This is a genomic window from Ramlibacter sp. P4_H7, from assembly GCF_056400765.1.
Genome location: NZ_JBFUKP010000020.1, coordinates 15,530 through 40,492, shown reverse-complemented (window position 1 = coordinate 40,492; position 24,963 = coordinate 15,530). Strand labels below are relative to the sequence as shown.

Here is a 24,963-nt window from a genome sequence, read left to right as displayed (position 1 = left end):
GGGGTTCTTTGCTTCTGTCCCGCCAAGTCTAAGGCCTGCCCTTTTTTGCCGCTTCCGCCATGGCCTTGGCGACACCTCGCAGGATGTGGATTTCCTCGGGGGTGGGTTGCGCCCGGTTGAACAGCTGGTTCAGGCGCGGCATCAGCTTCTTGGGCGCGGCCGGGTCGAGGAAGCCGATCTCGACCAGCGCCTGTTCCCAGTGCTGCAGCATGCCGGCCACGGCGGCGGCGTCGGCCGCCCGGGGACCGGCCGCCGGCGGCAGCTCGTAGCCGCCCAGCGCCTGGCGCCATTCGTAGGCGATCACCTGGATGGCCGACGCCAGGTTCAGCGAGCCGTAGTCCGGCGCCACCGGGATGCGCAGGGCCGCATGGCAGCGGTACACGTCCTCGTTGCGCATGCCATAGCGCTCCGAGCCGAAGAGGAAGGCCACGTGGTGGCCGGCCCGGGCGACCTCGGCGAAGTGCTCGCGCGGCGCGACCGTGGGCGGCCCGAAGTCGCGCGGCGTCATGACGGTGGCGCACACGTGGGTCATGCCTTCCAGCGCCTCGTCCAGCGTGGCCACGGCGCGCGCCTGCCGCAGCACGTCGACCGCGCCGCTGGCGCGCTCGATCGTCTCCTCGCGCGCGAGCACGTCGTCCCAGCGCGGCTGCACCAGCACCAGGTCGTCGAAGCCCATCACCTTCAGGGCGCGGGCGGCCGCGCCGACGTTGCCGGCGTGGCTGGGCTGGATCAGGACGAAACGGGTGCGCATGGCGCGATTGTCCCGTACGCAGTCCGACGTAGGACGACGAACGTCACCCCCCCGGGGGCGGGGTCGGCCCCCGCCCGGTAAAATCGCGGCTAACGTGGCATCCGCATCGCCGGCATGCATCCCGCCCCCCGGGCGAAGCTCTTGAACAACATGTCGTCCAACCAGCACCCCATGCTCAACGTGGCCGTCAAGGCCGCCCGCGCCGCCGGCGCGATCATCAACCGGGCCGCGCTCGACGTCGAGGCCGTGCGCATCTCGCAGAAGCAGACCAACGACTTCGTCACCGAGGTCGACCACGCCGCCGAGCGCATCGTCATCGAGACGCTGCTCACCGCCTATCCCGACCACGGCATCTGGGCCGAGGAATCGGGCCGCGAACATGGCCGCGCCGGCGCCGACCACGTCTGGCTCATCGACCCCCTGGACGGCACGACCAACTTCATCCACGGCTTCCCCGTCTACTGCGTCAGCATCGCGCTGCTCGTGAAGGGACGCGTCGAGCAGGCCGTGGTCTACGACCCCACCCGCAACGACCTCTTCACCGCCACGCGCGGCCGCGGCGCGTACGTCAACGACCGCCGCATCCGGGTGAGCAAGCGCATCCAGCTGAAGGAGTCGCTGATCTCCACCGGCTTCCCGTTCCGCCCGGGCGACAACTTCAACGTGTATCTGCGCATGATGGCCGACGTCATGAAGCGCACGGCCGGCCTGCGCCGTCCCGGTGCCGCCGCGCTGGACCTCGCCTACGTGGCGGCCGGCTTCACCGAGGGCTTCTTCGAGACCGGCCTGTCCCCCTGGGACGTCGCCGCGGGCTCGCTGCTCATCACCGAAGCCGGCGGGCTGATCGGCAACTTCACGGGCGAATCCGACTTCCTGGAGCAGCGGGAGTGCGTCGCCGGCAACCCGAAGATCTACGGGCAGCTGGTCCAGATCCTCGGCAAGTACAGCAAGTTCGCCAGCGCCGGCGAGAAGGCCGACCTGCGCCAGAACACGCCCACGCTGGTGGAGCCCACCATGGAACCCGGCACCCAGATCGAAGAGGGCCCGGCGTCCGACGCCTGATGCCGCTGCTGGACTCGCTCCACGCCGACCCGCGCTGGAGCTGGGCGCTGGCGATCGCCCTGGTGGCGGCGCTGGGCGCCGTGCTGCTGCACGGGCTGGCGCGCGTGGTGCTCGCGCGCGTGACGCACCACTCGGTCGTCCTCGACGCCATGATGGCGCGCACCCGGCGCCCCTCCAGCCTGGCGGCGCCGCTGCTGGCGATGCAGGTGGCCTGGCAGGTGCTGCCCGACGCGCTCGCCGGGATCGGGTCGGTGCGCCACGCCAACGGCCTGCTGCTGATCGCGGCGCTCACCTGGCTGGCGACCGGCACCATCGGCGGCTTGGCCGACGGCGTGATCCGCAAGAATCCGACCGACAGCGAAGACAACCTGCACGCCCGGCGCATCGAAACGCAGACCCGGGTGCTCGCGCGCAGCGCCATGGTGCTGCTGGTCATCGGCGGCGCGGCCATGATGCTCATGACCTTCCCCGGCATGCGCCAGGTGGGCGCCAGCCTGCTCGCGTCGGCCGGCGTGCTGGGCCTGGTGGCGGGCATCGCCGCCCGGCCCGTGTTCAGCAACCTCATCGCCGGACTGCAGCTGGCGCTGGCGCAGCCGCTGCGCATCGACGACGTGCTGGTCGTCAAGGGCGAGTTCGGGCGGGTCGAGGAGATCACCGGCACCTACGTGGTCCTCAAGCTGTGGGACGAGCGGAGGCTGATCGTGCCGCTGCAGTGGTTCATCGAAAACCCGTTCGAGAACTGGACGCGCACCGGATCGGAGGTCATGGGAACGGTGTTCATACCCGTCGATCGCGCGACCCCGGTGGAGCCGATCCGTGCCGAGGCGCGGCGCATCGTCGAGGCGGCCCCCGAGTGGGACCGGCGCGTGTGCTCGGTGCAGGTGACCGACGCGACGGAGAACACCCTGCAGATCCGCGTGCTGGTGTCCGCGCGCAATGCCGGCAGCGCCTTCGACCTGCGCTGCCGCGTGCGCGAAGAACTGGTCGCCTTCCTGGTGCGCGAGCATGCGCAGTCGCTGCCGGCGCTGCGCCCGGAACCGCAGCCTGCGCAGCCCGCGGCGACCCCGGCGGCCTGAGGGCATCCCTCGGCGGGGGCCGGGTAGACCGAAGGTCCCATTGGCAGGACCGCCTCCGCGGACGAAAGTGGCTCCAACTGAGGAGCACACGTCATGGCAAAGGAAAAAACGAAGGACGGCAAGGCGCACAAGGACGTGCCCGCCGACGGCGGCGTGGTGGCGCCCGCGAAGCTCGGCAACCGCGAGTACGAACAGGAACTGCGCAAGCTGCACGTCGAGCTGGTGAAGCTGCAGGAGTGGGTGCAGCGCACCGGGGCCAAGGTGTGCATCCTGTTCGAAGGCCGCGACGGCGCCGGCAAGGGCGGCACCATCAAGGCGATCACCGAGCGGGTGAGCCCGCGGGTGTTCCGCGTGGTGGCCCTGCCCGCGCCCAGCGAGCGCGAAAAGAGCCAGATGTACATGCAGCGCTACGTGCGCCACCTGCCCGCGGCCGGCGAGGTCGTGATCTTCGACCGCAGCTGGTACAACCGCGCCGGCGTCGAGCGCGTGATGGGCTTCTGCAGCGACGAGGAAGCGCAGCGCTTCCTGCAGGGCGCTCCGCTGATCGAGGAGGCGATCGTCCATTCCGGCATCAAGCTGATCAAGTACTGGCTGGAAGTCAGCGCCGAGGAACAGACCCGGCGCCTGCAGGACCGCATCGACGACGGCCGCAAGGTCTGGAAGCTTTCGCCCATGGACCTGAAGTCCTACAGCCGCTGGTTCGACTACTCGCGTGCCCGCGACGAGATGTTCAAGGCGACCGACAAGGACTTCGCACCGTGGTTCGTCGCGCACACCGACGACAAGCGGCGCGGGCGCCTGAACCTCATCAGCGACCTGCTCTCGCGCATCCCCTACGAGCAGGTCAAGCGCGAGAAGATCGTGCTGCCCAAGCGCGGCAAGTCCGGCGACTACAAGGAGCCGGACTACCCGTACCGGCGCATCGCGGAAAGGTTCTGAGCAGTGGCGGCATCGGAACGCGACCTGGCGGCGCTGATCGATTCCGGACGCAGCAGCCCGTGGGTCCTGGAGTGGGCGCGCAGGTACCAGCCGCAGTGGCTGGCGCCCGACCTCGTCGCCGGCGCGACCGCCGCGGCCGTGGTGATCCCCAAGGGACTCGGCTATGCGACGATCGCCGGCCTGCCGGTGCAGGTGGGGCTCTACACCTGCCTGGTGCCCATGGCCGTCTACGCCCTGCTGGGCACCTCGCGGCCGCTCAGCGTGAGCACCACGACCACGATCGCGATCCTCACCGGCGCGGCCCTGGCGCAGATCACTCCGGCGCTCGATCCGGCCGGCCAGGTCACCGCCCTGGCCACCCTGTCGCTGCTGGTCGGCGCCATGCTGCTGGCCGCAGGCATGTTGCGCCTGGGGTTCGTCGCCGACTTCATTTCCGAACCGGTGCTGGTCGGCTTCAAGGCCGGCATCGCCACCGTGATCGTGGTGGACCAGTTGCCCAAGTTGCTGGGACTGCACTTCCACAAGGGCAGCTTCGTGCACAACGTGGGCGCCATCCTGCAAGGCCTGCCGGAGGTGCACGGGCCGACGGTGCTGATGGCGCTGGCCATGGTGGCGATCCTGGTGGGGTTCGAGCGCTTCGTGCCGCGCGCCCCCGCACCGCTGGTGGCGGTGGTGCTCGGTGTCCTGGCGATGAAGTGGCTGGACCTGGGCCGGCTGGGCATCGAAGCGGTGGGCAAGGTGCCGACCGGGCTGCCCTCTCCGGTGCTGCCCGACTGGCACCTGTTGCAAACCTTGTGGCCGGCGGCCGCAGGCATCGCGCTCATGAGTTTCGCGGAAACCACGGCCGCGGCGCGGGCCTTCGCACGCAGCGAGGAGCCCCGGCCGGTGCCGAACCGGGAACTGATCGCCACCGGCGCCGCCAATGCGGCCGGCGCGTTCATGGGAGCCATGCCCGCCGGCGGCGGCACTTCGCAGACCGCCGTCAACCGGCTGTCCGGCGCGCGCTCGCAGCTTGCGGGCGTGGTGACGGCGGCCTTCGCGCTGGCCGCCCTGCTGCTGCTGGGCCCCTTCATCGGCGCGATGCCGCAGGCCACGCTGGCCTCGGTGGTGATCGTCTATTCCGTGGGACTGATCAAGCCCGCGGAGTTCCGTGCGATCCACCGCGTGCGCCGCACGGAGTTCGTCTGGGCGCTCGCCGCGCTGGCCGGCGTGGTGCTGCTGGGCACCTTGCAAGGCATCCTGGTGGCGATGATCGTGTCGCTGGCGGCGCTGGCCTACCAGGTCTCGGACCCGGCCGTCCACATGCTGTTCCGCAAGCCGGGCACCAATGTGTTCCGGCCCCGTTCGGAGGACAACCTGGGGGACCTGCGCTATCCCGGCCTGCTGCTGCTGCGGCCGGAAGGGCGCATCTTCTTCGCCAATGCCGCGCGCGTCGGCGAGAAGATCACCGAGCTGATCGCATCCGAGCGGCCCCGCGTGGTGGCACTGCACCTGCGCGGCGTGTTCGACCTGGAATACACCGCGATCAAGATGTGGGGCGAGGCCGAACAACGCCTGCGCAACGCGGGCGTGGAAGTCTGGCTGGTCGGCCTCAACCCGGGCCCGCTGGCCATGGTGCGCAGCTCGCCGCTGGGCCAGCAACTCGGCACCGAGCGCATGCTGCACAACCTGGAGCAGGCCGTGGCGCTGTACCAGGCCCGCTTCCCCGACGCTAGGCCGCTGGCGATCGGTACAGCGCCCGCACCAGGTCCGTCTGCGTGATCATCCCGGCGAGCCGCTGCTCGCCGTCGATCACCGGGATATGGTGGTGTCCGTCGTCCGCGAACACCGGAACCAGGTCGGCCAGCAGCCGGTCCTGGCTGGCCACGCGCACCTGGCGCGCCATGATCTGGCCCACCACCTCCGGGCGGTCCGAATGGGTGACGCCGCTGGCCCGCAGGAGGTCGCGCAACCGCCCGCCCACGCCTTCATGGCGGTCCGGCTCGGCGATGCGCATGTAATCCGCGGTGGTGACGATGCCGGTGATGCGCTGTGCGCGGTCCACCACCGGCAGCGCCTTCACCCGCCGCGCCCGCATCAGGTCCCAGGCCTCCGCCAGCGGCGTGCCGAACTGCACCGAGACCGGCGAACGGGTCATGACGTCACCGCAGCGCAGCGCGCCCAGCTTGCGCTGGTAGGCCGCCATCTCCGCGTGCTCCAGCAGCGAATGGAGGTCGGCGCGGCTGATGTCCACGACCTGGTTGTAGTGCGCCAGCGCCGCATCCAGGTCCGCGGCGCTGAAGCCGCGCCCGTGCACCGGTTGCAGGCCGGCCTCCGGGGCCGGCAGCTGCGCGCGCGGGTAGGCGCGGCCGGTGAGCCCGTTGTACAGGACGCCCATCAGCACCAGCAGCAGCGAATTCAGCAGCACCGGGAACAGCGCGAAGTGGAACTGCGTGGTGTGCGTGATCACCATCAGCAAGGCGGCGGCGCCGCCCGGCGGGTGCAGGCAGCGCGCCTGCACCATCAGCAGCAGGGCCACGGCGACCGCGACACCGCCGGCGATGGCGGGGTCGGGAATCAGGCCCGCGCACGCGATGCCCACCAGCGCGGACAGCGTGTTGCCGGCCACGACGGCCCAGGGCTGGGCCAGCGGGCTGGCGGGCAGCCCGAACACCAGGACGGCCGTGGCACCCAGCGGCGCCACCAGCCACGCCGCCGTCGGGCCGGGGCCGGCCAGCAGCCGCGTGAACACGCCGGCGAACAGGATGCCGGCGGCCGCGCGGGCCACGACCCGCCAGGTTTCCCAGCCGTCGATGCCGACGGGACCTGGAAGAAGCCGGGCGAGCCAGCCGCGCAGGCGGCGTGCGGGGGCGGGGGAGTTCAGGGCGACCGAGTCGCCGGAAGAAGAAGACACAGGGAACTGCCGTTGTTCTGATCGCGCCGGGATTGTCTCCGATCGCGGGGGCCTTCGTGAGGCACCGGATAATCCGCCCTGCATGTCGTCCCCCGCCGTACCCTCCCCTCCCGACCTGGGCAAGCACACGCCAATGATGGTGCAGTACCTGGCCATCAAGGCCGAGTACCCCGGCACGCTCGTGTTCTACCGCATGGGCGATTTCTACGAGCTGTTCTACGACGACGCCGAGAAGGCCGCGCGGCTGCTGGACATCACGCTCACCCGGCGCGGCATGTCCGCCGGCGAGCCGGTGGTCATGGCCGGCGTTCCCTTCCACTCGATGGAAAGCTACCTGGCCCGCCTGATCAAGTGCGGCGAATCGGTGGCGATCTGCGAGCAGGTGGGCGAGGTCGGCGCCGCCAAGGGTCCGGTCGAACGCAAGGTGCTCCGCGTGGTCACGCCCGGTACGCTGACCGACAGCGAGCTGCTGAACGACAAGTCGGAGGCCGTGCTGCTGGCCGTGCACCAGGGCGCCAAGCACCGGGTCGGCCTCGCCTGGCTGGCGGTCACCCAAGGGTCGCTGCAGCTGGCGGAATGCGACGGCGACGCGCTCGCCGACTGGGTCGCCCGCGTGGCGCCCAGCGAGGTGCTGCACAGCGCCGACATCACGCCGGCGTTCGCGCAGCGGCTGCAGGGCCTGCGCGCCAGCATGCCCGTGACGCAGCGCCCGGGCTTCCAGTTCGACAGCGGCCTGGGCGAGCGCAAGCTGCTGGAGCAGCTGAAGGCAGCCAGCCTGTCCGCCTGGGGCGCGGAGGAACTGCCGCACGCCCATGCCGCCGCGGCGGCGCTGCTCGCCTATGCGGAGCACACGCAGGGACGGGCCCTGTCGCATGTGCAGCAGCTGCAGGTGGTGCGCGACGGCGAGCGCATCGAGCTGCCGCCCGCCACCCGGCGCAACCTGGAACTGGTGCAGACCCTGCGCGGCGAGGACAGTCCCACCCTGTTCTCGCTGCTGGACACCTGCATGACGGGAATGGGAAGCCGCATGCTCAGGTCCTGGCTGCTGGAGCCGCTGCGCGACCGCACGGTGGCACAGCAGCGGCTGGACGCGATCGGCGGGCTGCGCGAGACGCTGTGGCAGAAGCTGCGCGCGGAACTCAAGGGCGTGAGCGACGTCGAGCGCATCACCGCCCGCATCGCGCTGCGGCAGGTGCGCCCGCGCGAGCTGGTCGGGCTGCGCGTGGCGCTGGCGAAGGCGCAGCAGCTTGCCGCCCTGATCCACGGGCTGCCGGGACTGCTGGCGAATGCGGCGCACGACCTGCAGCCGCCCTCCGGCTGCGCCGAGCGCCTGGCCGCCACGCTGCGCGAGGACCCGGCGGCGCTGGTGCGCGACGGCGGCGTGATCGCCACCGGGCACGACGCCGACCTCGACGAGCTGCGCGCGATCCAGGACAACTGCGACGGCTTCCTGCTGGAGCTGGAAACGCGCGAACGCGCGCGCAGCGGCATCGCCAACCTGCGCGTGCAGTACAACAAGGTGCACGGCTTCTACATCGAGGTGACGCAGGGCCAGCTGGACAAGGTGCCGGACGATTTCCGCCGCCGCCAGACGCTGAAGAACGCGGAGCGCTTCATCACCCCGGAGCTGAAAGCCTTCGAGGACAAGGCGCTGTCCGCGCAGGAGCGCGCGCTGGCGCGCGAGAAGTGGCTGTACGAGCAGCTGCTGGACGCGCTGCAGGAGCACGTGCCCTGCCTCACCCGCCTCGCGCGCTCGCTCGCTTCGCTGGACGCGCTGTGCGCGCTGGCGGAACGTTCGCTGACGCTGCACTGGTGCCGCCCGCAGTTCATGAAGGAGCCGGGCATCGAGATCGCGCAGGGCCGCCACCCGGTGGTCGAAGCCCGGCTGGCGGAGACGACCGGCGGCCAGTTCATCCCCAACGACACGCGCCTGGGCCCGAAGCAGCGCATGCAGGTGATCACCGGCCCCAACATGGGCGGCAAGTCCACCTACATGCGCCAGGTGGCCCTGGTCTGCCTGCTCGCCTCGATGGGCTCCTACGTGCCGGCGCAGGCCTGTCGGCTGGGACCCATGGATGCGATCCATACCCGGATCGGCGCGGCCGACGACCTGGCCAACGCCCAGTCCACCTTCATGCTGGAGATGACCGAGGCGGCGCAGATCCTGCACGGCGCCACCGCGCAGAGCCTGGTGCTGATGGACGAGATCGGCCGCGGCACCTCGACCTTCGACGGCCTCGCGCTGGCTTCCGGCATCGCCGCGCACCTGCACGACAGGACCCAGGCCTTCACCCTGTTCGCCACCCACTATTTCGAGCTGACCGAATTCCCGGCGAAGCACCACTGCGCGGTCAACGTGCACGTGGGCGCGACCGAGTCGGGCGCCGACATCGTGTTCCTGCACGAGATCCAGCCCGGGCCCGCCAGCCGCAGCTACGGCATCCAGGTCGCCCGCCTGGCCGGCATGCCCGCCGGCGTGGTCAACCACGCCCGCCATGCGCTGGCGGCGCTGGAGAAGCACCAGGAGGAAAGCCGCGAGCAGGTAGACTTGTTTGCACCGCCGCCCGCGGCTGATGCCGCAGCGCCCACCCGGCTGGAGGCGACCCTGGCCGCCCTGGACCCGGACGCCCTGACGCCGCGCGACGCGCTCGACGCCCTGTACACGCTCAAGAAACTGCTCACATGACCTATTGCGTCGGCATCAAGCTCAATGCGGGACTGGTGTTCCTGTCCGACTCGCGCACCAACGCGGGGGTGGACAACATCAGCACCTACCGCAAGATGATCGTGTACGAGAAGCCGGGCGACCGCTTCATGGTGCTGCTGTCCGCCGGCAACCTGAGCATCTCGCAGTCCGTGCGCGAGATCCTGCAGGTGGAGCACCTGAAGGAGCACGAGACGGCCGATCCCATCACCATCTGGAACGCCACCAGCATGTTCGACGCCTGCCGCGTGCTGGGCCAGACCGTGCGCCACGTCTACGACCGCGACGCCAAGGCGCTGCAGCAGGCCGGCGTGGAGTTCAACGTCAACCTGATCTTCGGCGGCCAGATCCGCGGCGAAGGCATGCGCCTGTTCCAGGTCTATTCGGCCGGCAACTTCATCGAGGCCACCGCCGAGACGCCCTACTTCCAGGTGGGCGAGTACAAGTACGGCAAGCCCGTGCTGGACCGCGTGCTGACGCCGGAAACCGACCTGGACGAAGCCGCCAAGTGCGCGCTGGTGTCCATGGACTCCACCATGAAGTCCAACCTGTCCGTCGGCCCGCCGCTGGACCTGGTGGTGTACGAGGCCAACCGCTTCGAAACCGACAAGATCGTCTGCATCGACATGCAGAACCCGTACTTCCGCATGCTGCACAACGGCTGGGGCCAGAAGCTGCGCGAGGTGTTCGACAGCCTCGACGATCCGGTCTGGGACCAGACGCACACCGACATCCCGCTACGCACCGACGTAGGCGGGCGCAGCAAGCCGCTCAAGAAGATCACGCGCCCGGAAGAAAAACTGATCTGACGGCAAGGTGAGCCCGTAGGCTGGGGTGAGCCCGCAGGCGAAACCCAGCGATGCGCGCGCTGGGGTTCGGCGCTTCGCGCTCACCGCCAGCCTACCCGCCCCCACCGCCATGTCCCTCGTCATCTTCTCCCACGCCAACAGCTTTCCCGCCGGCACCTACGGCGTCCTGTTCAGGCACCTGCGCGCACGCGGCTTCACCGTCAAGGCCGTGGACAAGTTCGGCCACGATGCGCAGTACCCGGTCAGCAACAACTGGCCGGGGCTGGTGCAGCAGCTGCACGACCTCGCCGCACGCGAGGTGGACAAGGCCGGCGAACCCGCCTTCCTGGTGGGCCATTCGCTGGGCGGCTTCCTCAGTGCGATGTGCGCGGCACGCCATCCGCAGCTGGCGCGCGGGGTGCTTCTGCTGGACTCGCCGCTCCTGGGCGGCTGGAAGGCGCACGCGCTGCGCGCCGCCAAGCGAACGCAGCTGGTGGGATCGATCTCGCCCGGCGCGGTCAGCCGCAAGCGCAAGAACCGCTGGCCTTCGAAGGAAGCTGCGCTGGAACACTTCCGCCACAAGAAGGCCTTCGCCCGCTGGGAGCCGCAGATGCTGGCCGATTACATCGCGCACGGTACACACGACGAGGACGGGCAGCGCGTGCTGAGCTTCGACCGCGACATCGAAACGGCGATCTACAACACCTTGCCCGACCACATGGATGCGCTGTTCAAGCGGCATCCGCTGCGCGGCCCCGTCGCCTTCATCGGCGGCCTGCAGTCCGAGGAGATCCGGCAGGTGGGCATGGGCATGACCGAGCGCGTCACCCAAGGCCGCATCGCGATGATGGAGGGCTCGCACCTGTTCCCGATGGAACGGCCGCTGGCCACCGCGGCGGCGATCGAGGCGGCGCTGCTGGCCCTCTGAAGGCGCGGCTGTCCTACGCGGCTGTGCTGGCCGCGCCCACATGGATCGTGGCCGCGCGGCTCAACATGGGGCCATGCCTTCTTCCCAAGCCGTGGCCTTCGAAGCCCCCTCTCTCGCCCTGCTGGCCACCGAACCGCTGCGCGCCCTTCTCGATACCTTCGCCGCCAAGGTCGGCTCCCTGACTCCCGTGCGCGGCGATGGCCACCCCGTCATCGTCTACCCCGGACTCGGCGCCGGCGCCCTCACCACGTCCCAGCTGCGCAGCCACCTGAAGAGCTGCGAGCTGGACGTGCACGACTGGGAACTGGGCGTCAACACCGGGCCGGAAGGTCATTTCGACGAATTCCTGGACATGCTCGCCGAGCGGGTGCACGCCCTGCATGCCCGGCACGGCCGCCGCGTGAGCCTGGTCGGCTGGAGCCTCGGAGGCATCTATGCTCGGGAGATCGCCAAGGCCTGCCCGGAGCTGGTGCGCCAGGTGATCACGCTGGCGACGCCGCACAAGTCCATGTCCGGCGGCAACCACGCCGGCACCATCTTCCGCATGCTCGGTGGCAACACCGAGCAGCTCACGCCGGAGCTGCTGGAGCGCGTGGCGCAGCGCCCGCCCGTCCCCACCACATCGATCTACAGCGAGTCCGACGGACTGGTGGCCTGGCGCGGCTGCCTGGAAAGCGAGGGGCCGCAGATGGAGAACGTCGCGGTGAACGCGAGCCACCTGGGCATGCCCTCCCATCCGGAAGTGCTGCGCATCGTCGCCGACCGACTCGCCCAGCCCGAAGGCCGCTGGCGGCCCTACGGCATCGCGCGCGCGATCAGGCGGCCGCTGCGGTCCACTGGATCCAGCCGGTCCAGGAAGTAAGCAGCACCACGATCCCGAAGGCGATGCGGTACCACGCGAACGGCTTGAAGTCGTGCGTGGAGATGTAGCGAAGCAGCCAGCGCACGCACAGCCACGCGCTCACGAACGAGAACACCAGTCCGACCAGGAACATCGGGATGTCTTCCGTTCCCAGCGAGGCCCGCTCCTTGTACAGGCTGTACACGCCGGCGCCGATCAGCGTCGGGATCGCCAGGTAGAACGAGAAGTCGGTCGCCGCCTTGCGCGACAGGCCCAGCAGCATGCCGCCGATGATGGTCGCGCCGCTGCGGCTGGTGCCCGGCACCAGCGCCAGGCACTGCACCAGTCCGAGCTTCAGCGCATCGGTCCAGCGCATCTGCTCGACCTCGTGAATGCGCACGACCGGGTGCCGGCGCCCTTCGGCCCACAGGATGATGAAACCGCCGAGGATGAATGTGGTCGCAACGACGCCCGGCGTGAACAGGTGCTCCTTGATGAGCTTGCCGAGGGTGAGGCCGAGCACGACGGCGGGGATGAAGGCCACCAGCACGTTGAGCGAGAACCGCTGCGCCTCGGCCTGGCTCGGCAGCGCCACCAGCGTGCTGCGGATCTTCTGCCAGTACACGATGATCACCGCGAAGATGGCGCCGGTCTGGATGGCGATCTCGAACACCTTGTCGCGTTCGCCCTGCAGGCCCAGCAGGTGGCCGGCAAGGATGAGGTGGCCGGTGCTGGAGATCGGCAGGAACTCGGTCAGGCCCTCGACGATGCCCATGATGGCGGCCTTGACCAGCAGAACGGTGTCCACGCGCGCTCCCGAAACGAAAGCGCGGATTATGACGGGCCGCCGGCTGGCTCAGCGCTTGCCCGGATGGCTCAGCCATCGTTTTGTCCGACACGCGCTGTCGCCATGCTCCGGCGGCCGTTGCGCACGGTGCCTACAGGGCGGCGATCGGATCGCCCCGACCATGGGCCCCTATGAAAATCCTGAACCTGCTCCACGTGGTGTGCGCCCAGGCCTTCTACCGTTGGGCAATGAAAGAGATCAGCCCGATGCATCCCGACGTGCCCAAGATCATGGTGCGCCAGCAGCAGCTGGCGGAAAAATACCGCCGCGTGTGGGGCTGACGCGCTACCGGGCGTGGGCTGACGCACCAGGCGTCGCGCTCCGCCTGGATGCGCAGCACCCGCGCCGCGCGGGGTAGCGACCGAAGAACGCACCCTCGAAGCCGGCAACACCTTCTGCCAGGAGGCCGGACCCGACCGTCACGCTGACCTGCCAAGTCCACCCAGGTCGCGCAGCTTCCCTTGCCTGCCCATGACATGCCGCAGGCGCTTCCCATTGGCTCCGGGCCCGCTGCATTTCGCTCCCCCGGGCCGCTGTTTCGTCGCAACCGGCTCGCCCCGGCCCGCGGCGCGGCGGACAGTGCGGCCATCCGACCAGGAGACCGCCATGCAGATGAACCCCGTGATCGCCGTCCACATGACCGCCGCCCTGCTGGCGGTCGCCACCGGCCCCGTCGCTCTCTGGGCCCGGCGCGGCCGCACGCAGCGCCCCCGGCTGCACCGTGCCTTCGGCCATGCCTGGGTGACGCTGATGCTGGTGACCGCCATCTCGGCGCTGTTCATTCACGACCACAGCCTGCCCAACCTCGCCGGCTACACGCCCATCCACCTGCTGGTGCCGGTGGTGCTGGTCATGCTGTTCCTGTCGTTCCGGCACCTGGCCAATGGCAACATCGCCGGCCACCGCCGGACCATGCAGATCCTGTACCTCGCCGGCTGCATCGTCGCCGGTGCGTTCACGCTGCTGCCGCAGCGCTACCTCGGCCAGCAGCTGTGGGGCTACGCCTCCGGGCTGCTGCCCATCGTGCGCAACACCCCGCCGTGGGCCTGGATGCTGCTCGCCAGCCTGGTGACGGCGGGGCTGTCGCAGCTGCGTGAACGCACCGCGAGCCTGACGCGCATCTCGGTCCTGCCCTTCACCATGCTGCTGTTCTCGCTGGCGTCGGCGATCTCCGCCTTCGGCCGCTCGCCGGTCCTGCCCGAGGCGCTGTGGCTGTGGGCCATGGCCGCCGCCGCGATGACCGCCCTGCTCGCCCCCGGCCAGAGCGCCGCGCGCTTCGACGCCGCCACGCGCAGCTACCGCCTGCCGGGCAGCTGGCTGCCGCTGGTGCTGATGGTGGGCATCTTCTTCGTGCGCTACACGGTGGCGGTGCGCCTGGCGCTGCACCCCTCGCTCGTGATGGACACCAGCTTCGTGCTGCCGGTAGCGACCCTCTACGGCGCGCTGAGCGGCATCTTCCTCGGGCGGGCTGCGCGTCTCTGGCGGCTCGCGCTGCCCCCGCAACACGCCCTGGCCGCCTGAACCCCCTCAACCGGAGTCCTAGAATGGATCACGCCATGTCGCCCCTTTCTCCCGAGCAGATCGACCGCCTCGCCCGCAAGCGCGCCGCCGCGAAGATGGGCTGGTTCGTCCACGCCGGCGTGTACGCTGTGGTCAACACGCTGCTGCTCGTCGCCGCGCAGGCGGCTTTCGGCCACAGGACGTGGTCGGTGTTCCCGGCCCTGGGCTGGGGCATCGGGCTGGCGATGCACGGCTTGGCCGTGTTCGTGCTCGGTGGCGGCAGTCCCCTGCGCCGCCAGCTGGAACGGCGCGAGCGCGAGCGCCTGGCCACCGAGCAGGGCCTGCGCGACCCGTGGTAGCCATCGACTGGTCCGCCAAGCTGCGGCACCTGCTGCAGACGCTGTTCTTCTGCGGGCTGGTGGCCACCATCGAGCAGGCCTTCGGCCCGCGCCATACCTTCCTGCCCTCGCTGCTGTATTCGCTGCTGATCGGCACCACCATCTGGGCCGTCGTCGACCTGGGCCGCCACCTCATTCCCTCCTCCGCGGAGACGGGCTGGCCGCAGGGCTGGCACGGCCTGCTGTTGGTGGTGGGCGGCATCGTCACCGGATTCGTGGTCGGCAAGAGCCTGGGCGACCTGATCTGCCAGACCTTCGGGCTGTTCCCCGGCCGCGTGGTGAACAGCGCGGCCGACCTGCGCAGCAGCATCCTGATCACGCTGCTGGCTGGCATCGCGGGCAGCTACTGGTTCCATGCCCGCAACAAGAGCGAGTACCTGCTGCGCAAGATGCGCGAGGCGCAGAAGCACGCCGAGGAGGCGCGCCTGAAGGTGCTGGAGACCCAGCTGGAACCGCACATGCTGTTCAACACGCTGGCGAACCTGCGGGCCCTGATCGCCGTGGACCCCGCGCGTGCGCAGCAGATGCTGGACCACATGATCGCGTACCTGCGCTCCACGCTCGATGCGTCGCGCGCGACCACGCACCCGCTGCGCGCCGAGTTCGAGCGCCTCGGCGACTACCTGGAGCTGATGAAGATCCGCATGGGCCCACGACTGGCGTACACGCTGGAACTGCCCGACGATGCCGCCGGCGTGCCGGTGCCCGCGCTGCTGCTGCAGCCGCTGGTGGAAAACAGCATCCAGCACGGCCTGGAGCCCAAGGTGGAAGGCGGCCTGGTCGTGGTCCGTGCGCGCCGTGACGGCGACCGCTTGCTGATCGAGGTGGACGACACCGGCGTCGGCGAGGCCAGCGGTGCATCGAACGGGAACGGATTCGGCCTGACGCAGATCCGCGAGCGGCTGCACTCGCTGTATGCGGACCGTGCCGCGCTGGAGTTCCGGCGCGACGCCGGCGGCGCCCACGCCCGCATCCATCTTCCCATCGCATGAGTCCCACCGCCCTCATCGCCGAAGACGAACCCCTGCTGGCCCAGGCCCTGCAGGCGGAACTGGCGCGGGCCTGGCCGGAACTGCGCATCGCGGCGAGCGTGGGCGACGGTGCCGCAGCCGTGGCGGCCGCCCTGCAGCACCGTCCCGACGTGCTGTTCTTCGACATCCGGATGCCCGGGCTGGGCGGCCTGGAAGCCGCGGCTGAATTGGCTGACGAATGGCCGGAGGACACGCCCTTCCCCGCATTGGTGTTCGTCACCGCGTATGACCAGTACGCGCTGCAGGCGTTCGAGGCCCAGGCCATCGATTACGTGCTGAAGCCCGTGCAGCCCGCGCGCCTGCAAAAAACCGTCGACAAGCTGCGCGCCGTGCTGGCCCAGCGGTCCGCACGTGGCGGGGACCTCGACGCCACGCTGGGCCAGCTGCGCCACCTGTTGCAGGCGGCCGCGCCCGCGGCCCAGCCGGCGCTGAAGGTGGTCCAGGCCAGCGTGGGCACCAGCATCCGCCTGATCCCGGTGGAGGACGTGCTGTATTTCGAGGCCGCCGACAAGTACGTGCGCGTGGTGTGCGCCGATGGCGAGGTGCTGATCCGCACCCCGCTGAAGGACTTGCTGCCCCAGCTCGAGCCTCAGCTGTTCTGGCAGGTGCACCGCGGTACGGTGGTGCGGGCGACCGCCGTCGACAGCGTGCACCGCGACGAGGCCGGCAAGCTGCACCTGGCGCTGCGCGGGCGCAAGGAGCGCCTGCCGGTCAGCCGCCTGTACGCGCACCTGTTCAAGCCCATGTAAGTCCAGCGCGACTGCAGTACGAATCAAGGCCGATGAGCAAGCGATTCCGCTGGGGGAACGCGAAGTGATGGGAACTAGGGGGATCGTCTGGCAATTCCTGTGGGCGACGTCCTACAGTTCCGAACGCCTTCGACGCTTCTACTAGCAGACATCGAATTGCACGCAAGGCGTTGAACCTCCTACAACCCACAAACGCTTTGCGTCCCGGTCACCCCGACTCCTCTGAGTCCCCTCCTCCTCCGGGGTGAGCTGGTCCGGCCCTCCGTCCCGCGACTGGCATTGTTACCCCCAGGCTCATCCCTGGGGGTTCTTTTTTGCCCGCGCGCAAACGGTGTGCACAGTGCACCATAGCTCCAACGCCTACGGACAGGCGGTCGACGTCCGACGATCACCGTTGGGCATCACCTTCATGTAAAGCGTTTCACGGCCCTTACTCTGTTTCCAACCAGAGGAAACAGCGACATGAAAGACGGAAAGCCCGAAAACGGCGGCGACCCGGACCGCAGGCGTCCGGTGATGGCGGGACGACGAGGCGGCGGGACGGGCAAGCAACGAGGGTTCGTCGAACGGGCCACGGCGCGCGGACACAGCGGCCACGGCGCCGACAGCGTGCGGCCGCACTTGCGCGACCAGCTGCAATTGAAGGCCCTGCTGCCCACCCCTTTTCCGACGCCCGAGCAGGAGAACGGACAGGACCGCTGAGGCAAGGCGGTTTCACGGATCACGAATCGACGCGGGACGGCGCGATGCGGCCACGAGCCAAGGGACCCAAAAAGAAGGCCCCGGCTTGTGGGCCCGGGGCCAATCGCTTGGAGATCCCTGGTTGTGGTGGGCGACAACCGGCGCCGGAACTCAATCCCAGTGACGGTGGTTGTGCTTGTTGTGCCAACCCTTGTGCTTGCCTGGGTGGGCGTAATAACCATTGCTGTAGTAGACCGGCGCCGGGCCGTACCCGTAGTACACCGGCGCGGGCGCCACATACACCGGCGGCGCCACGTACACCGGAGCCGGCGCCACATAGACGGGAGCCGGCGCGACGTAGACCGGGCGCGTGTTGCCGACGCCGATCGACACGCCGGGTGCGGCCTGCACGCCCAGCGACCAGTAGACGTTGTCGCGTGCCTGCGCGGCGGTGCCGACGGCGGCGAGCGCCACGACGCAGGTGGCGGCCAGGATGCGAACGGGGTTCAGTTTCATGGTGTTCCTGTTTTTTGACTGCTCAGGGACGACTTGTCCTGCGCCCTGATTTAACGTCCCGGATCGATGCACACTTGCGGCCGGCTCGTCAAATGCGTTGCTGGACGTAACCCGTGGCGCCGGCCGTCCCCGCAACCCGTCACTTCGTCACGTCGTCCCGCAAAAAGGTGCAGTGCAACAAGGCATGACAAAATCGTCGGGATATGGCTTCCCCGACCGATAAAGATTCCGCTGCGACCCGGCCCAGTAACTTCTTGCGCCAGGTGATCGAGCGCGACCTGGACCAGGGCACGTACGCACAGCGGCACTGGGCGGGTCATCCCGCTGACGCCGCGCTGCACCAGGCCGGGCCACTTGATCCCGCCAGGATCCGCACCCGCTTCCCGCCCGAACCCAACGGCTACCTCCACGTCGGCCATGCCAAGAGCATCTGCCTGAACTTCGGGCTGGCGCGCGACTACCAGGGTGTGTGCCACCTGCGCTTTGACGACACCAACCCGGAGAAGGAAGAACAGGAATATGTCGACGGCATCAAGGACGCCGTGCAGTGGCTGGGCTACACGTGGGACGCCGGCGGCACGCACCACCTGTACCAGGCGAGCGACTACTTCGACTTCATGTACCGCGCGGCGGAGTACCTGATCGAGGCCGGTTTCGCCTACGTCGACGAGCAGACGCCGGAAGAGATGCGCATCCACCGCGGCGACTTCAGCAAGCCCGGTGTCGACAGCCCCTTTCGCAGCCGCAGCATCGACGAGAACCTGCAGCGCTTTCGCGACATGCGCGACGGCAAGCTGGAGGATGGCAAGGCGGTGCTGCGCGCCAGGATCGACATGGCCAGCCCCAACATCAACCTGCGCGATCCGGCGCTGTACCGCATCAAGCATGCCGAGCACCACAACACGGGCAACAAGTGGTGCATCTACCCCATGTACACCTTCGCGCACCCGATCGAGGACGCGCTGGAGAACATCACCCACAGCATCTGCACGCTGGAGTTCGAGGACCAGCGGCCCTTCTACGACTGGCTGCTGGACCGCCTGGCCGAAGGTGGCCTGGTCAATACGCCGCATCCACGCCAGTACGAATTCGCACGCCTGAACCTCACCTACGTGGTCACCAGCAAGCGCAAGCTCAAGCAACTGGTGGACGAAAAGCACGTGAGCGGCTGGGACGACCCGCGTCTGCCCACCATCGTCGGCCTGCGCCGCCGCGGCTACACGCCCGAAGCGCTGCAGTTGTTTGCCGACCGCATCGGCGTGAGCAAGGCCGACAGCTGGATCGACTACAGCACGCTGGAGATCGCCCTGCGCGACGACCTGGACCCCAAGGCCGCGCGCGCGATGGCCGTGCTGGACCCCGTGAAGATGGTGGTCACCAACTGGGACGAGCTGATGGGCGCCGGCCACCTGGAGCCCTGCTCTGCCCCCGTGCATCCGCATGCACCCGAGCGCGGCAAGCGCGACTTCATGTTCGGCAGGGAACTGTGGATCGAGCGCAGCGACTACGAGGAGACGCCGCCCAAGGGCTTCTTCCGGCTGTTCCCGGGCAACAAGGTGCGCATGAAGTACGGCTATGTCGTCGAGTGCACTGGCGCGACAAAAGATGCATCCGGGCAGGTCACCGAAGTGCAGGCCAGGCTGGTGCCCGACACCAGGAGCGGCACGCCCGGTGCGGACGCCGTGAAGGTGAAAGGCAACATCACCTGGGTCGGCGTGGCCGATGGCGTGAAGGCGCAAGTGCGGCTGTACGACCGGCTCTTCTCGGTGCCGCAACCCGGCACGGGCGAGAAGGACTTCCTGGAAGAGATCAACCCGGACAGCCTGAAGGTGGTGACCGCGTACGTGGAGCCGTCACTGGGCAAGGCGCACGGCGACGAGAAGTTCCAGTTCGAGCGGCACGGGTACTTCGTGGCGGATCGCAAGGATCACGACGCGGCGGCCGGGAAGCCGGTTTTCAATCGGGTGACGGGATTGAAGGACAGCTGGGGTAAGTAGTTCGGAAAAGAACACTGCGGCGCAGCGCTGAAACAGCACAGCACTCCGATGCGCCCACCTGAGATCGACGCGGCCCCCCGCGCGCACAATGCCCCATGGCCCTCATCGCGACCCCTGCACGCCGCCGACTCGCGATGATCGCCCTGCTCACGCTGGCGGCGTCCGGCGGCGTCGTCCGCTGGCTGGCCCCCAACCCTTCGACGCTGCGTGACATCGGCACCTTGCTGCTGGTGCTCTGGCTGCCCGCGGTGGGCAACCTGATCGCCTATTTCGTCAAGAAGATACCGCGCAGCGTTCCGCCGGCGACGGACTTCGCGCCGGACGCGGCCTTCGATCCGCAATTGCAAGTGCAGCTCGAAGCGGTGGAGTTGCCGATCGCGCAACGCGCCGCCCTCGATGGCGGCGAGCGCCGCTGCACGCTCCTGGTCGGCCGGCATGGCTTCACGGCGCGGCTGGATCGGCCGCTCGCGGAGTCCGTCGTCCAGCACGAAGGCGGCATGGCGCGACTCCAGTTGCTGCACCCGGCGGTCGCGCTGCGCCGCCTGACGCCGGGGACCGAGTTCCATGTGTTGGCCGGCACCATCGCCATCGCGAAAGGTCGCGTGCTGCAGGTGGCGCCGTAGCTCGGCGCTGCTACATTGGAAGCTCGGCACAACAGGAGACCACCATGCCCAAAGGCGAGCAACGCAGCAACAAGATGGCCAAGAAACCGAAGAAGGACACCTCCCCGCCCAAGGAAGGCACGTCCGACCGGCCGATGCCGCCGACCACGGCGGTCATTCCCAAGGGCAAGATCAAGAAGCCCTGAGCTTCCGCCCCAGGGGCGGCCGCCAGGCCGCTGATCCTCTTCCGCAACGCGCCACCCGATGGCGCGTTGCCGTTTCAGCGCTGGCCTGGCGGCGATGCGGCATGCGGACTCCGCCGGCGATCCCGCATCTGGTGCAACGGCGAAACCCGCCTTAGGACGGCCCTTGGCCCGCGCGAAGTCCCGCTCCTACGCTGGGCGGCGCGAGGCTTGTCTAGATTGGGTCCGGACCCACCCACAGCGAAGGACGGAAACCATGCCCCACCCCAAGAACCGGCTCAAGCTCACTGGCGACACGCACATGCCGGACGTCGGGCCCGACATGAACCTCGGCGACGACCAGCCGATCGACATCGTGGTGTTCGATGAGGAGGTCCGCGTCTATGCGGACGGCTACCTGCCGGTGGCCGCTGCCTTGGCCATGCCCGCTGCGGCGGATGCACAGCCGCCGGCACGACCCCAGCCGCACGGCATCGTCGACAAGCTGGAGCGGAAGGTGGAGCGGCAGACCGCCCGCACGCCCTTGCTGGCGATCGGCGCCGGCCTGTTCGTGGGCTGGATGCTCGCCCGCATGCTCAGGCGCTGAAGCGCCGCATTCGCGCGGAATTGGGTACGCTCCGCCTGTCACACGCACCGACGGAGCTCCCATGGTCCTGCTCGAATTCGCGATGTCGCCCACTGGCGAGGGCGAGAGCCTCAGCCGGCACGTCGCGCGCATCCTGGACATCATCGACCGCAGCGGCGTGAGCTACCAGCTCACCGCGATGGGCACCATTCTCGAGGGCGACTGGGACGAGGTCATGGCAGTGGTCAGCGAGTGCTTCCGGGCACTGCAGGCCGACTGCAAGCGCATCGGCATGAACCTGAAGATGGACTACCGCGCGGGGACGGAGTCGCGGCTGGTCAGCAAGATCGACGCCGTGGAAGGACACGTGGGGAGGAAGCTCAGGACCTGAGCTGTCCTCCCCACGGGGAACGGAACCGGAAGGCGGGACGGGGTGGAAAGCCTCAGGCCGCCTTCTTCTGCGCGACCACGCCGATGCGGTCGAGCGCGTCGGCCAGCTGCTTGACCGTGCGGTCCGCGTGGTGCCACTTGTCCAGGCCGAACAGGCCGAGGCGGAAGGTCTTGAAGTCGCTGCCTTCGTCGCACTGCAGGGGCACGCCGGCCGCCGTCTGCAAGCCTTCGTTCAGGAATTTCTTGCCCGACTGGATCTCCGGGTCGGTCGTGAAGCTCACCACCACGCCCGGCGCCTTGAAGCCGTCGGCGGCCACGCTGGGGAAGCCGCGGCTTTCGAACAGCGCGCGCACCTTGCGGCCCAGGTCTTCCTGCTCGGCCTTCACCTTGGCGAAGCCGTAGGCCTGCGTTTCCTGCATGGTCGAGCGCAGGCGTGTGAGCGCATCGGTCGGCATGGTTGCGTGGTACATGTGGGCGCCGCCTTCGTACGCCTCCATGATCTGCAGCCACTTCTTCAGGGCCATCGCGAAGCTGCTGCTGGTGGTGCCGTCGATGGCCTTGCGGGCGCGCTCGCTCAGGCACACCATCGCGCAGCACGGCGAGCTGCTCCAGCCCTTCTGCGGCGCGGAGATCAGCACGTCGACGCCGGTGGCCTTCATGTCGACCCACATCGCACCGCTGGCGATGCAGTCCAGCACGAACAGGCCGCCGACCTCATGGATGGCGTCGGACACGGCACGCAGGTAGTCGTCGGGCAGGATCAGGCCGGCGGCCGTTTCCACGTGCGGAGCAAACACCACGGCGGGCTTCTTCTCGCGGATGGTGGCCGTCACTTCGGCGATCGGCGCCGGGATCCAGGACGCGGTCGGGCCGCTGCCGGTCTTGCGGGCCTTGAGCACGGTCTCGGTGGCGGGGATCCGGCCCATCTCGAAGATCTGGGTCCAGCGGTAGCTGAACCAGCCATTGCGCAGCACCAGCACGTCCTTGCCGTTGCCGAACTGGCGCGCCACGGATTCCATGCCGAAGGTGCCGCTGCCGGGGACCAGGACTGTCGAGTGCGCCTTGTAGACGTCCTTCAGGATCGCGGAGATGTCCTTCATCACACCCTGGAAGCTGCGCGACATGTGGTTGAGCGCGCGATCCGTGTAGACGACGGAAAATTCGAGCAGGCCGTCGGGGTCGACGTTGGGCAGCAATCCGGGCATGGGCTTGTCTCTCGGGTGGTCAGTGGATCGGAACCATCCAGCTTAACACCTCGATCCAGACCCTCGCCTGCTGGGGTTTCGCCCGGGAACGGGATGCGGGAAGCTTGCGCCCGGTCATGGCAAGGCCGCGCGCCGGCCCCGCCGGTTTCAGCACTTCAGTTCGTGGTACCTCAGCTTGGATTTGACCAGCGGAGTCTCGTCCTGCACCGTCGCCCCGGGGCCCTTGGCCTTGAACTCGGCGTCCTGCTCCTTGATGCGCCCTTCCAGGCCGGTGCATTCCTCGCGCGCCTCCGGCGTCAGCTGCCCCCGGCGCGCAGCCTTGGCGCGGTCCTGCGGCGGCGGCTGGTACTTGTCGGTCTTGTGCGCGCCCGAAGCGCTGATCTGCTGGCCGCCGGCACACGGGACCTGCGTGTAGACCACCTTGCCCTTGGACACGCACTTGTACGTGGGTGGCGTCACGGGCGCGGGCGGCGCCACCGTCACCGCGTCCTGCGCATGCGTGGGCACGGCGGCCAGCAGCAGCCAGGCTGCCGCCATCCCCGCCCGTTCCCATCGCGTCTTTCCTGCCATGCAAGCCTCCATCCTTCTGGCGGCGATGCTAGGCGCGTGCGGGCCGCGGCACCTACTACAAGAGGTTTCCGCGATGCGGCCAACCAACAGGCGGCGTCAGCCGCCGGTGCTCATGCCGCCGCCCACCATCCAGGGCGTGCCGAAGCGGTCGACCAGCATGCCGAAGGCCTCGGCCCAGAACGTCTTTTGCATCGGCATGCGCACCTCGCCGCCCTGCGCCAGCGCGTCGAAGATCCGGCGTGCTTCCTGAGGGGTGGGGTACTGGAGCGACAGGCTGAAGCCGCCCATCGGGTTCGACGGCATTCCCGGCGGGGTGTCCGAAGCCATGAGGGCGCGGCCGTCGATGAGCAGGCGGGCGTGCATCACGAGATTCCCGGCGCCCGCCGGGCATTGCCCGGGCTCCGGCGAATCGGCATAGGTCATGAGGGCTTCGAGTTTGCCGCCGAGCGTCCGCTCGTAATGGCGCATCGCCTCGGCGCAGCGCCCGTTGAAGAAGAGATAGCTGTCGAGGATGGGCATGGAACGTCTCCTGGGTGGACGCGGAACCCGCGCCTGCCTGCACGACGACCGGGCGCCACAGGAATCGACACGGACGCCTCTAGGCGGTGCTGTCCCCTTTCGCGCGCGGCCCTGTTCAGGCAGGCCGATTGAGCGCCGCGCGGGCTGCGATTGCCGGCAAGGGAACGTGGTGTTTTTACAAATGGAAATGAGTCGAAAAATGCTCACCTGGGGATGGTTTCCCTCGGGCGCGCGCCCCAAGTTCCGAGTTTCTGGCGCCACCCATCCAAGGCACTGTTGCAATTTGTAATGCTCTGCCATACTAGGTGAACTGCTTAGGGCTTATGAGCAATCTTTCCCGCATCCGCTGCCACGCCGTCCACTCCATGCGCGCCTCCGCCCGCGAAGTGCTGGCGCAGGACCTGTTCGCGGTGCATTCGCAGATCTTCATCGGGCTGAGCTTCGAGGAGTTCCGCTCCTATGTGGTCGAGCGCGACGCCTGGCGGACGTGGATCTACGTGAAGTACAACGCCGCCGGCAAGCTGGTGGGCTACACCTCGATCCACGCGTTTCGCCAGTTGCTGGAAGGGCGGCTGTCCACCGTCATCCGCATGGAAGCCGGGACCCTGCCCGCCTACCGCGGCCGCGACGTCACCATGATCTACGGCGTGCTGCGGCTGCTGCGCGTATGGCTGCGCCACCCTTGGCGCCGCTTCTGCATCTTCGCGGCCCTCACCCATCCGAGCAGCTACACCTTCCTCGCGCACTACGCCCCCGTGATCTGGCCGAATGCCAGGCAACAGGACATTCCGGCGAACGTGATGAAGCGCATGGAAGCGCTGGCGCAGACCTTCCATCTCGAACGCGTGGATGCGGCCAATCCGCTGTTGCGGCGCGTGAACTGGATCACCCTGGAGACCCACGAGGAGCGCGCCCGCTGGATGGCCAGCAAGCGTCAGGACACGCGCTTCTACCTGGACAGCAACCCGGGCTACGTGCACGGCAACGGGATGCTGACCTACATCCCTTTCAACGGCGCCATCCTCCTGCTGTCGCTGGCGCACTTCCTGGTGGGCCGCGCGGGCAAGATCGTGCGCTTGATGATGGGCAAGGAGAACACGGCCGGCAAGCCGCGCCGCCATCCCATCGACTCGGCGTTCCAGTCGCTCGAGTCCACCCTGCCGCGCGACGCGCGCCGCTGAACCCCCGCGCGCCCGCCGCGCGCCAAC

Annotated in this window: 27 protein-coding genes; 20 read left to right on the top strand and 7 right to left on the bottom strand. The window is 68.9% G+C overall.

Annotated features, from left to right (window positions below):
* Nucleotides 1–28 precede the first annotated feature (28 nt).
* The gene (locus tag AC1DSA_RS21530; RefSeq protein ID WP_477892940.1) at nt 29–751 is read right to left on the bottom strand and encodes an RNA methyltransferase; all 723 of its coding nucleotides are present in this window, start codon (nt 749–751) and stop codon (nt 29–31) included.
* 150 nt (nt 752–901) lie between these two features.
* On the opposite strand from AC1DSA_RS21530, the gene AC1DSA_RS21525 reads away from it, so the two are divergent.
* The 4 genes from AC1DSA_RS21525 to AC1DSA_RS21510 all read left to right on the top strand — a co-directional run bounded on the left by AC1DSA_RS21525 (nt 902) and on the right by AC1DSA_RS21510 (nt 5,589).
* Nucleotides 902–1,813, top strand: coding sequence for an inositol monophosphatase family protein (locus tag AC1DSA_RS21525; protein ID WP_477892986.1), 912 nt, complete (start codon nt 902–904; stop codon nt 1,811–1,813).
* On the top strand, nt 1,813–2,889 hold the full coding sequence (locus AC1DSA_RS21520; RefSeq protein WP_477892939.1) for a mechanosensitive ion channel family protein: 1,077 nt from the start codon (nt 1,813–1,815) through the stop codon (nt 2,887–2,889). Before AC1DSA_RS21525 ends, AC1DSA_RS21520 begins: the two co-directional genes overlap by 1 nt.
* Before the next feature lie 93 nt (nt 2,890–2,982).
* Nucleotides 2,983–3,828: a polyphosphate kinase 2 gene (ppk2, locus tag AC1DSA_RS21515; protein ID WP_477892938.1), complete on the top strand. Its 846-nt coding sequence runs from the start codon at nt 2,983–2,985 to the stop codon at nt 3,826–3,828.
* A 3-nt stretch (nt 3,829–3,831) separates the two neighbouring features.
* Nucleotides 3,832–5,589: a SulP family inorganic anion transporter gene (locus tag AC1DSA_RS21510; protein WP_477892937.1), complete on the top strand. Its 1,758-nt coding sequence runs from the start codon at nt 3,832–3,834 to the stop codon at nt 5,587–5,589.
* Here AC1DSA_RS21510 and AC1DSA_RS21505 read toward each other — a convergent pair.
* Nucleotides 5,540–6,721, bottom strand: coding sequence for an HPP family protein (locus tag AC1DSA_RS21505; RefSeq protein WP_477892936.1), 1,182 nt, complete (start codon nt 6,719–6,721; stop codon nt 5,540–5,542). The genes AC1DSA_RS21510 and AC1DSA_RS21505 overlap by 50 nt on opposite strands.
* Before the next feature lie 82 nt (nt 6,722–6,803).
* Between AC1DSA_RS21505 and mutS the strand changes: the two genes are divergently transcribed.
* The 4 genes from mutS to AC1DSA_RS21485 all read left to right on the top strand — a co-directional run bounded on the left by mutS (nt 6,804) and on the right by AC1DSA_RS21485 (nt 12,003).
* Nucleotides 6,804–9,407 (top strand): DNA mismatch repair protein MutS, encoded by a 2,604-nt coding sequence (gene mutS, locus AC1DSA_RS21500; RefSeq protein ID WP_477892935.1) that lies wholly within the window; start codon nt 6,804–6,806, stop codon nt 9,405–9,407.
* Complete coding sequence (locus AC1DSA_RS21495) at nt 9,404–10,234, top strand: proteasome-type protease (RefSeq protein ID WP_477892934.1); 831 nt, start codon at nt 9,404–9,406, stop codon at nt 10,232–10,234. Before mutS ends, AC1DSA_RS21495 begins: the two co-directional genes overlap by 4 nt.
* A gap of 109 nt (nt 10,235–10,343) precedes the next feature.
* A complete protein-coding gene (locus AC1DSA_RS21490) occupies nt 10,344–11,141 on the top strand; it encodes an alpha/beta hydrolase (protein WP_477892933.1) in 798 nt (265 codons plus the stop codon).
* A gap of 73 nt (nt 11,142–11,214) precedes the next feature.
* Nucleotides 11,215–12,003 carry an esterase/lipase family protein gene (locus AC1DSA_RS21485; protein WP_477892932.1) on the top strand — a complete coding sequence of 263 codons (789 nt, stop codon included), beginning with the start codon at nt 11,215–11,217 and terminating at the stop codon, nt 12,001–12,003.
* On the opposite strand, the gene AC1DSA_RS21480 is transcribed toward AC1DSA_RS21485, so the two are convergent.
* Nucleotides 11,957–12,790, bottom strand: a complete 834-nt coding sequence (locus AC1DSA_RS21480; protein WP_477892931.1) for an undecaprenyl-diphosphate phosphatase — start codon at nt 12,788–12,790, stop codon at nt 11,957–11,959. The two genes, AC1DSA_RS21485 and AC1DSA_RS21480, sit on opposite strands and share 47 nt — an antisense overlap.
* A 170-nt stretch (nt 12,791–12,960) precedes the next feature.
* On the opposite strand from AC1DSA_RS21480, the gene AC1DSA_RS21475 reads away from it, so the two are divergent.
* From AC1DSA_RS21475 to AC1DSA_RS21450, 6 genes are all read left to right on the top strand, one after another.
* Nucleotides 12,961–13,110, top strand: coding sequence for a hypothetical protein (locus AC1DSA_RS21475; RefSeq protein ID WP_477892930.1), 150 nt, complete (start codon nt 12,961–12,963; stop codon nt 13,108–13,110).
* Between the two features lie 325 nt (nt 13,111–13,435).
* On the top strand, nt 13,436–14,350 hold the full coding sequence (locus AC1DSA_RS21470; protein WP_477892929.1) for a DUF6622 family protein: 915 nt from the start codon (nt 13,436–13,438) through the stop codon (nt 14,348–14,350).
* Between the two features lie 35 nt (nt 14,351–14,385).
* Nucleotides 14,386–14,688 carry a 2TM domain-containing protein gene (locus AC1DSA_RS21465; RefSeq protein WP_477892928.1) on the top strand — a complete coding sequence of 101 codons (303 nt, stop codon included), beginning with the start codon at nt 14,386–14,388 and terminating at the stop codon, nt 14,686–14,688.
* Nucleotides 14,682–15,719 (top strand): sensor histidine kinase, encoded by a 1,038-nt coding sequence (locus tag AC1DSA_RS21460; protein ID WP_477892927.1) that lies wholly within the window; start codon nt 14,682–14,684, stop codon nt 15,717–15,719. The genes AC1DSA_RS21465 and AC1DSA_RS21460 overlap by 7 nt, the downstream gene beginning before the upstream one ends.
* Nucleotides 15,716–16,507 (top strand): LytR/AlgR family response regulator transcription factor, encoded by a 792-nt coding sequence (locus AC1DSA_RS21455; protein ID WP_477892926.1) that lies wholly within the window; start codon nt 15,716–15,718, stop codon nt 16,505–16,507. The genes AC1DSA_RS21460 and AC1DSA_RS21455 overlap by 4 nt, the downstream gene beginning before the upstream one ends.
* A 462-nt stretch (nt 16,508–16,969) precedes the next feature.
* Nucleotides 16,970–17,209 carry a hypothetical protein gene (locus tag AC1DSA_RS21450; protein WP_477892925.1) on the top strand — a complete coding sequence of 80 codons (240 nt, stop codon included), beginning with the start codon at nt 16,970–16,972 and terminating at the stop codon, nt 17,207–17,209.
* A gap of 150 nt (nt 17,210–17,359) precedes the next feature.
* On the opposite strand, the gene AC1DSA_RS21445 is transcribed toward AC1DSA_RS21450, so the two are convergent.
* Nucleotides 17,360–17,704 carry a hypothetical protein gene (locus AC1DSA_RS21445; protein WP_477892924.1) on the bottom strand — a complete coding sequence of 115 codons (345 nt, stop codon included), beginning with the start codon at nt 17,702–17,704 and terminating at the stop codon, nt 17,360–17,362.
* Between the two features lie 203 nt (nt 17,705–17,907).
* Here AC1DSA_RS21445 and AC1DSA_RS21440 point away from each other — a divergent pair, with 203 nt between their 5' ends.
* The 5 genes from AC1DSA_RS21440 (at nt 17,908) to AC1DSA_RS21420 (ending at nt 21,462) form a co-directional block, all read left to right on the top strand.
* On the top strand, nt 17,908–19,701 hold the full coding sequence (locus AC1DSA_RS21440) for a glutamine--tRNA ligase/YqeY domain fusion protein (protein WP_477892923.1): 1,794 nt from the start codon (nt 17,908–17,910) through the stop codon (nt 19,699–19,701).
* Between the two features lie 95 nt (nt 19,702–19,796).
* Entirely contained in the window at nt 19,797–20,324 is a 528-nt protein-coding gene (locus AC1DSA_RS21435) for a hypothetical protein (RefSeq protein WP_477892922.1), read from the top strand.
* A gap of 44 nt (nt 20,325–20,368) precedes the next feature.
* Entirely contained in the window at nt 20,369–20,509 is a 141-nt protein-coding gene (locus AC1DSA_RS21430) for a hypothetical protein (protein WP_477892921.1), read from the top strand.
* 253 nt (nt 20,510–20,762) lie between these two features.
* Entirely contained in the window at nt 20,763–21,092 is a 330-nt protein-coding gene (locus tag AC1DSA_RS21425; protein WP_477892920.1) for a hypothetical protein, read from the top strand.
* A 61-nt stretch (nt 21,093–21,153) separates the two neighbouring features.
* Complete coding sequence (locus AC1DSA_RS21420; RefSeq protein WP_477892919.1) at nt 21,154–21,462, top strand: MTH1187 family thiamine-binding protein; 309 nt, start codon at nt 21,154–21,156, stop codon at nt 21,460–21,462.
* A gap of 52 nt (nt 21,463–21,514) precedes the next feature.
* Here the strand turns inward: AC1DSA_RS21420 and AC1DSA_RS21415 are convergent, their stop codons facing one another.
* From AC1DSA_RS21415 to AC1DSA_RS21405, 3 genes are all read right to left on the bottom strand, one after another.
* A complete protein-coding gene (locus AC1DSA_RS21415; RefSeq protein WP_477892918.1) occupies nt 21,515–22,666 on the bottom strand; it encodes an aminotransferase class V-fold PLP-dependent enzyme in 1,152 nt (383 codons plus the stop codon).
* A gap of 147 nt (nt 22,667–22,813) precedes the next feature.
* The gene (locus AC1DSA_RS21410; protein ID WP_477892917.1) at nt 22,814–23,236 is read right to left on the bottom strand and encodes a hypothetical protein; all 423 of its coding nucleotides are present in this window, start codon (nt 23,234–23,236) and stop codon (nt 22,814–22,816) included.
* Nucleotides 23,237–23,332: 96 nt separating this feature from the next.
* Nucleotides 23,333–23,755, bottom strand: coding sequence for a VOC family protein (locus AC1DSA_RS21405; protein WP_477892916.1), 423 nt, complete (start codon nt 23,753–23,755; stop codon nt 23,333–23,335).
* 323 nt (nt 23,756–24,078) lie between these two features.
* On the opposite strand from AC1DSA_RS21405, the gene AC1DSA_RS21400 reads away from it, so the two are divergent.
* On the top strand, nt 24,079–24,936 hold the full coding sequence (locus tag AC1DSA_RS21400) for a hypothetical protein (protein WP_477892915.1): 858 nt from the start codon (nt 24,079–24,081) through the stop codon (nt 24,934–24,936).
* Nucleotides 24,937–24,963 lie beyond the last annotated feature (27 nt).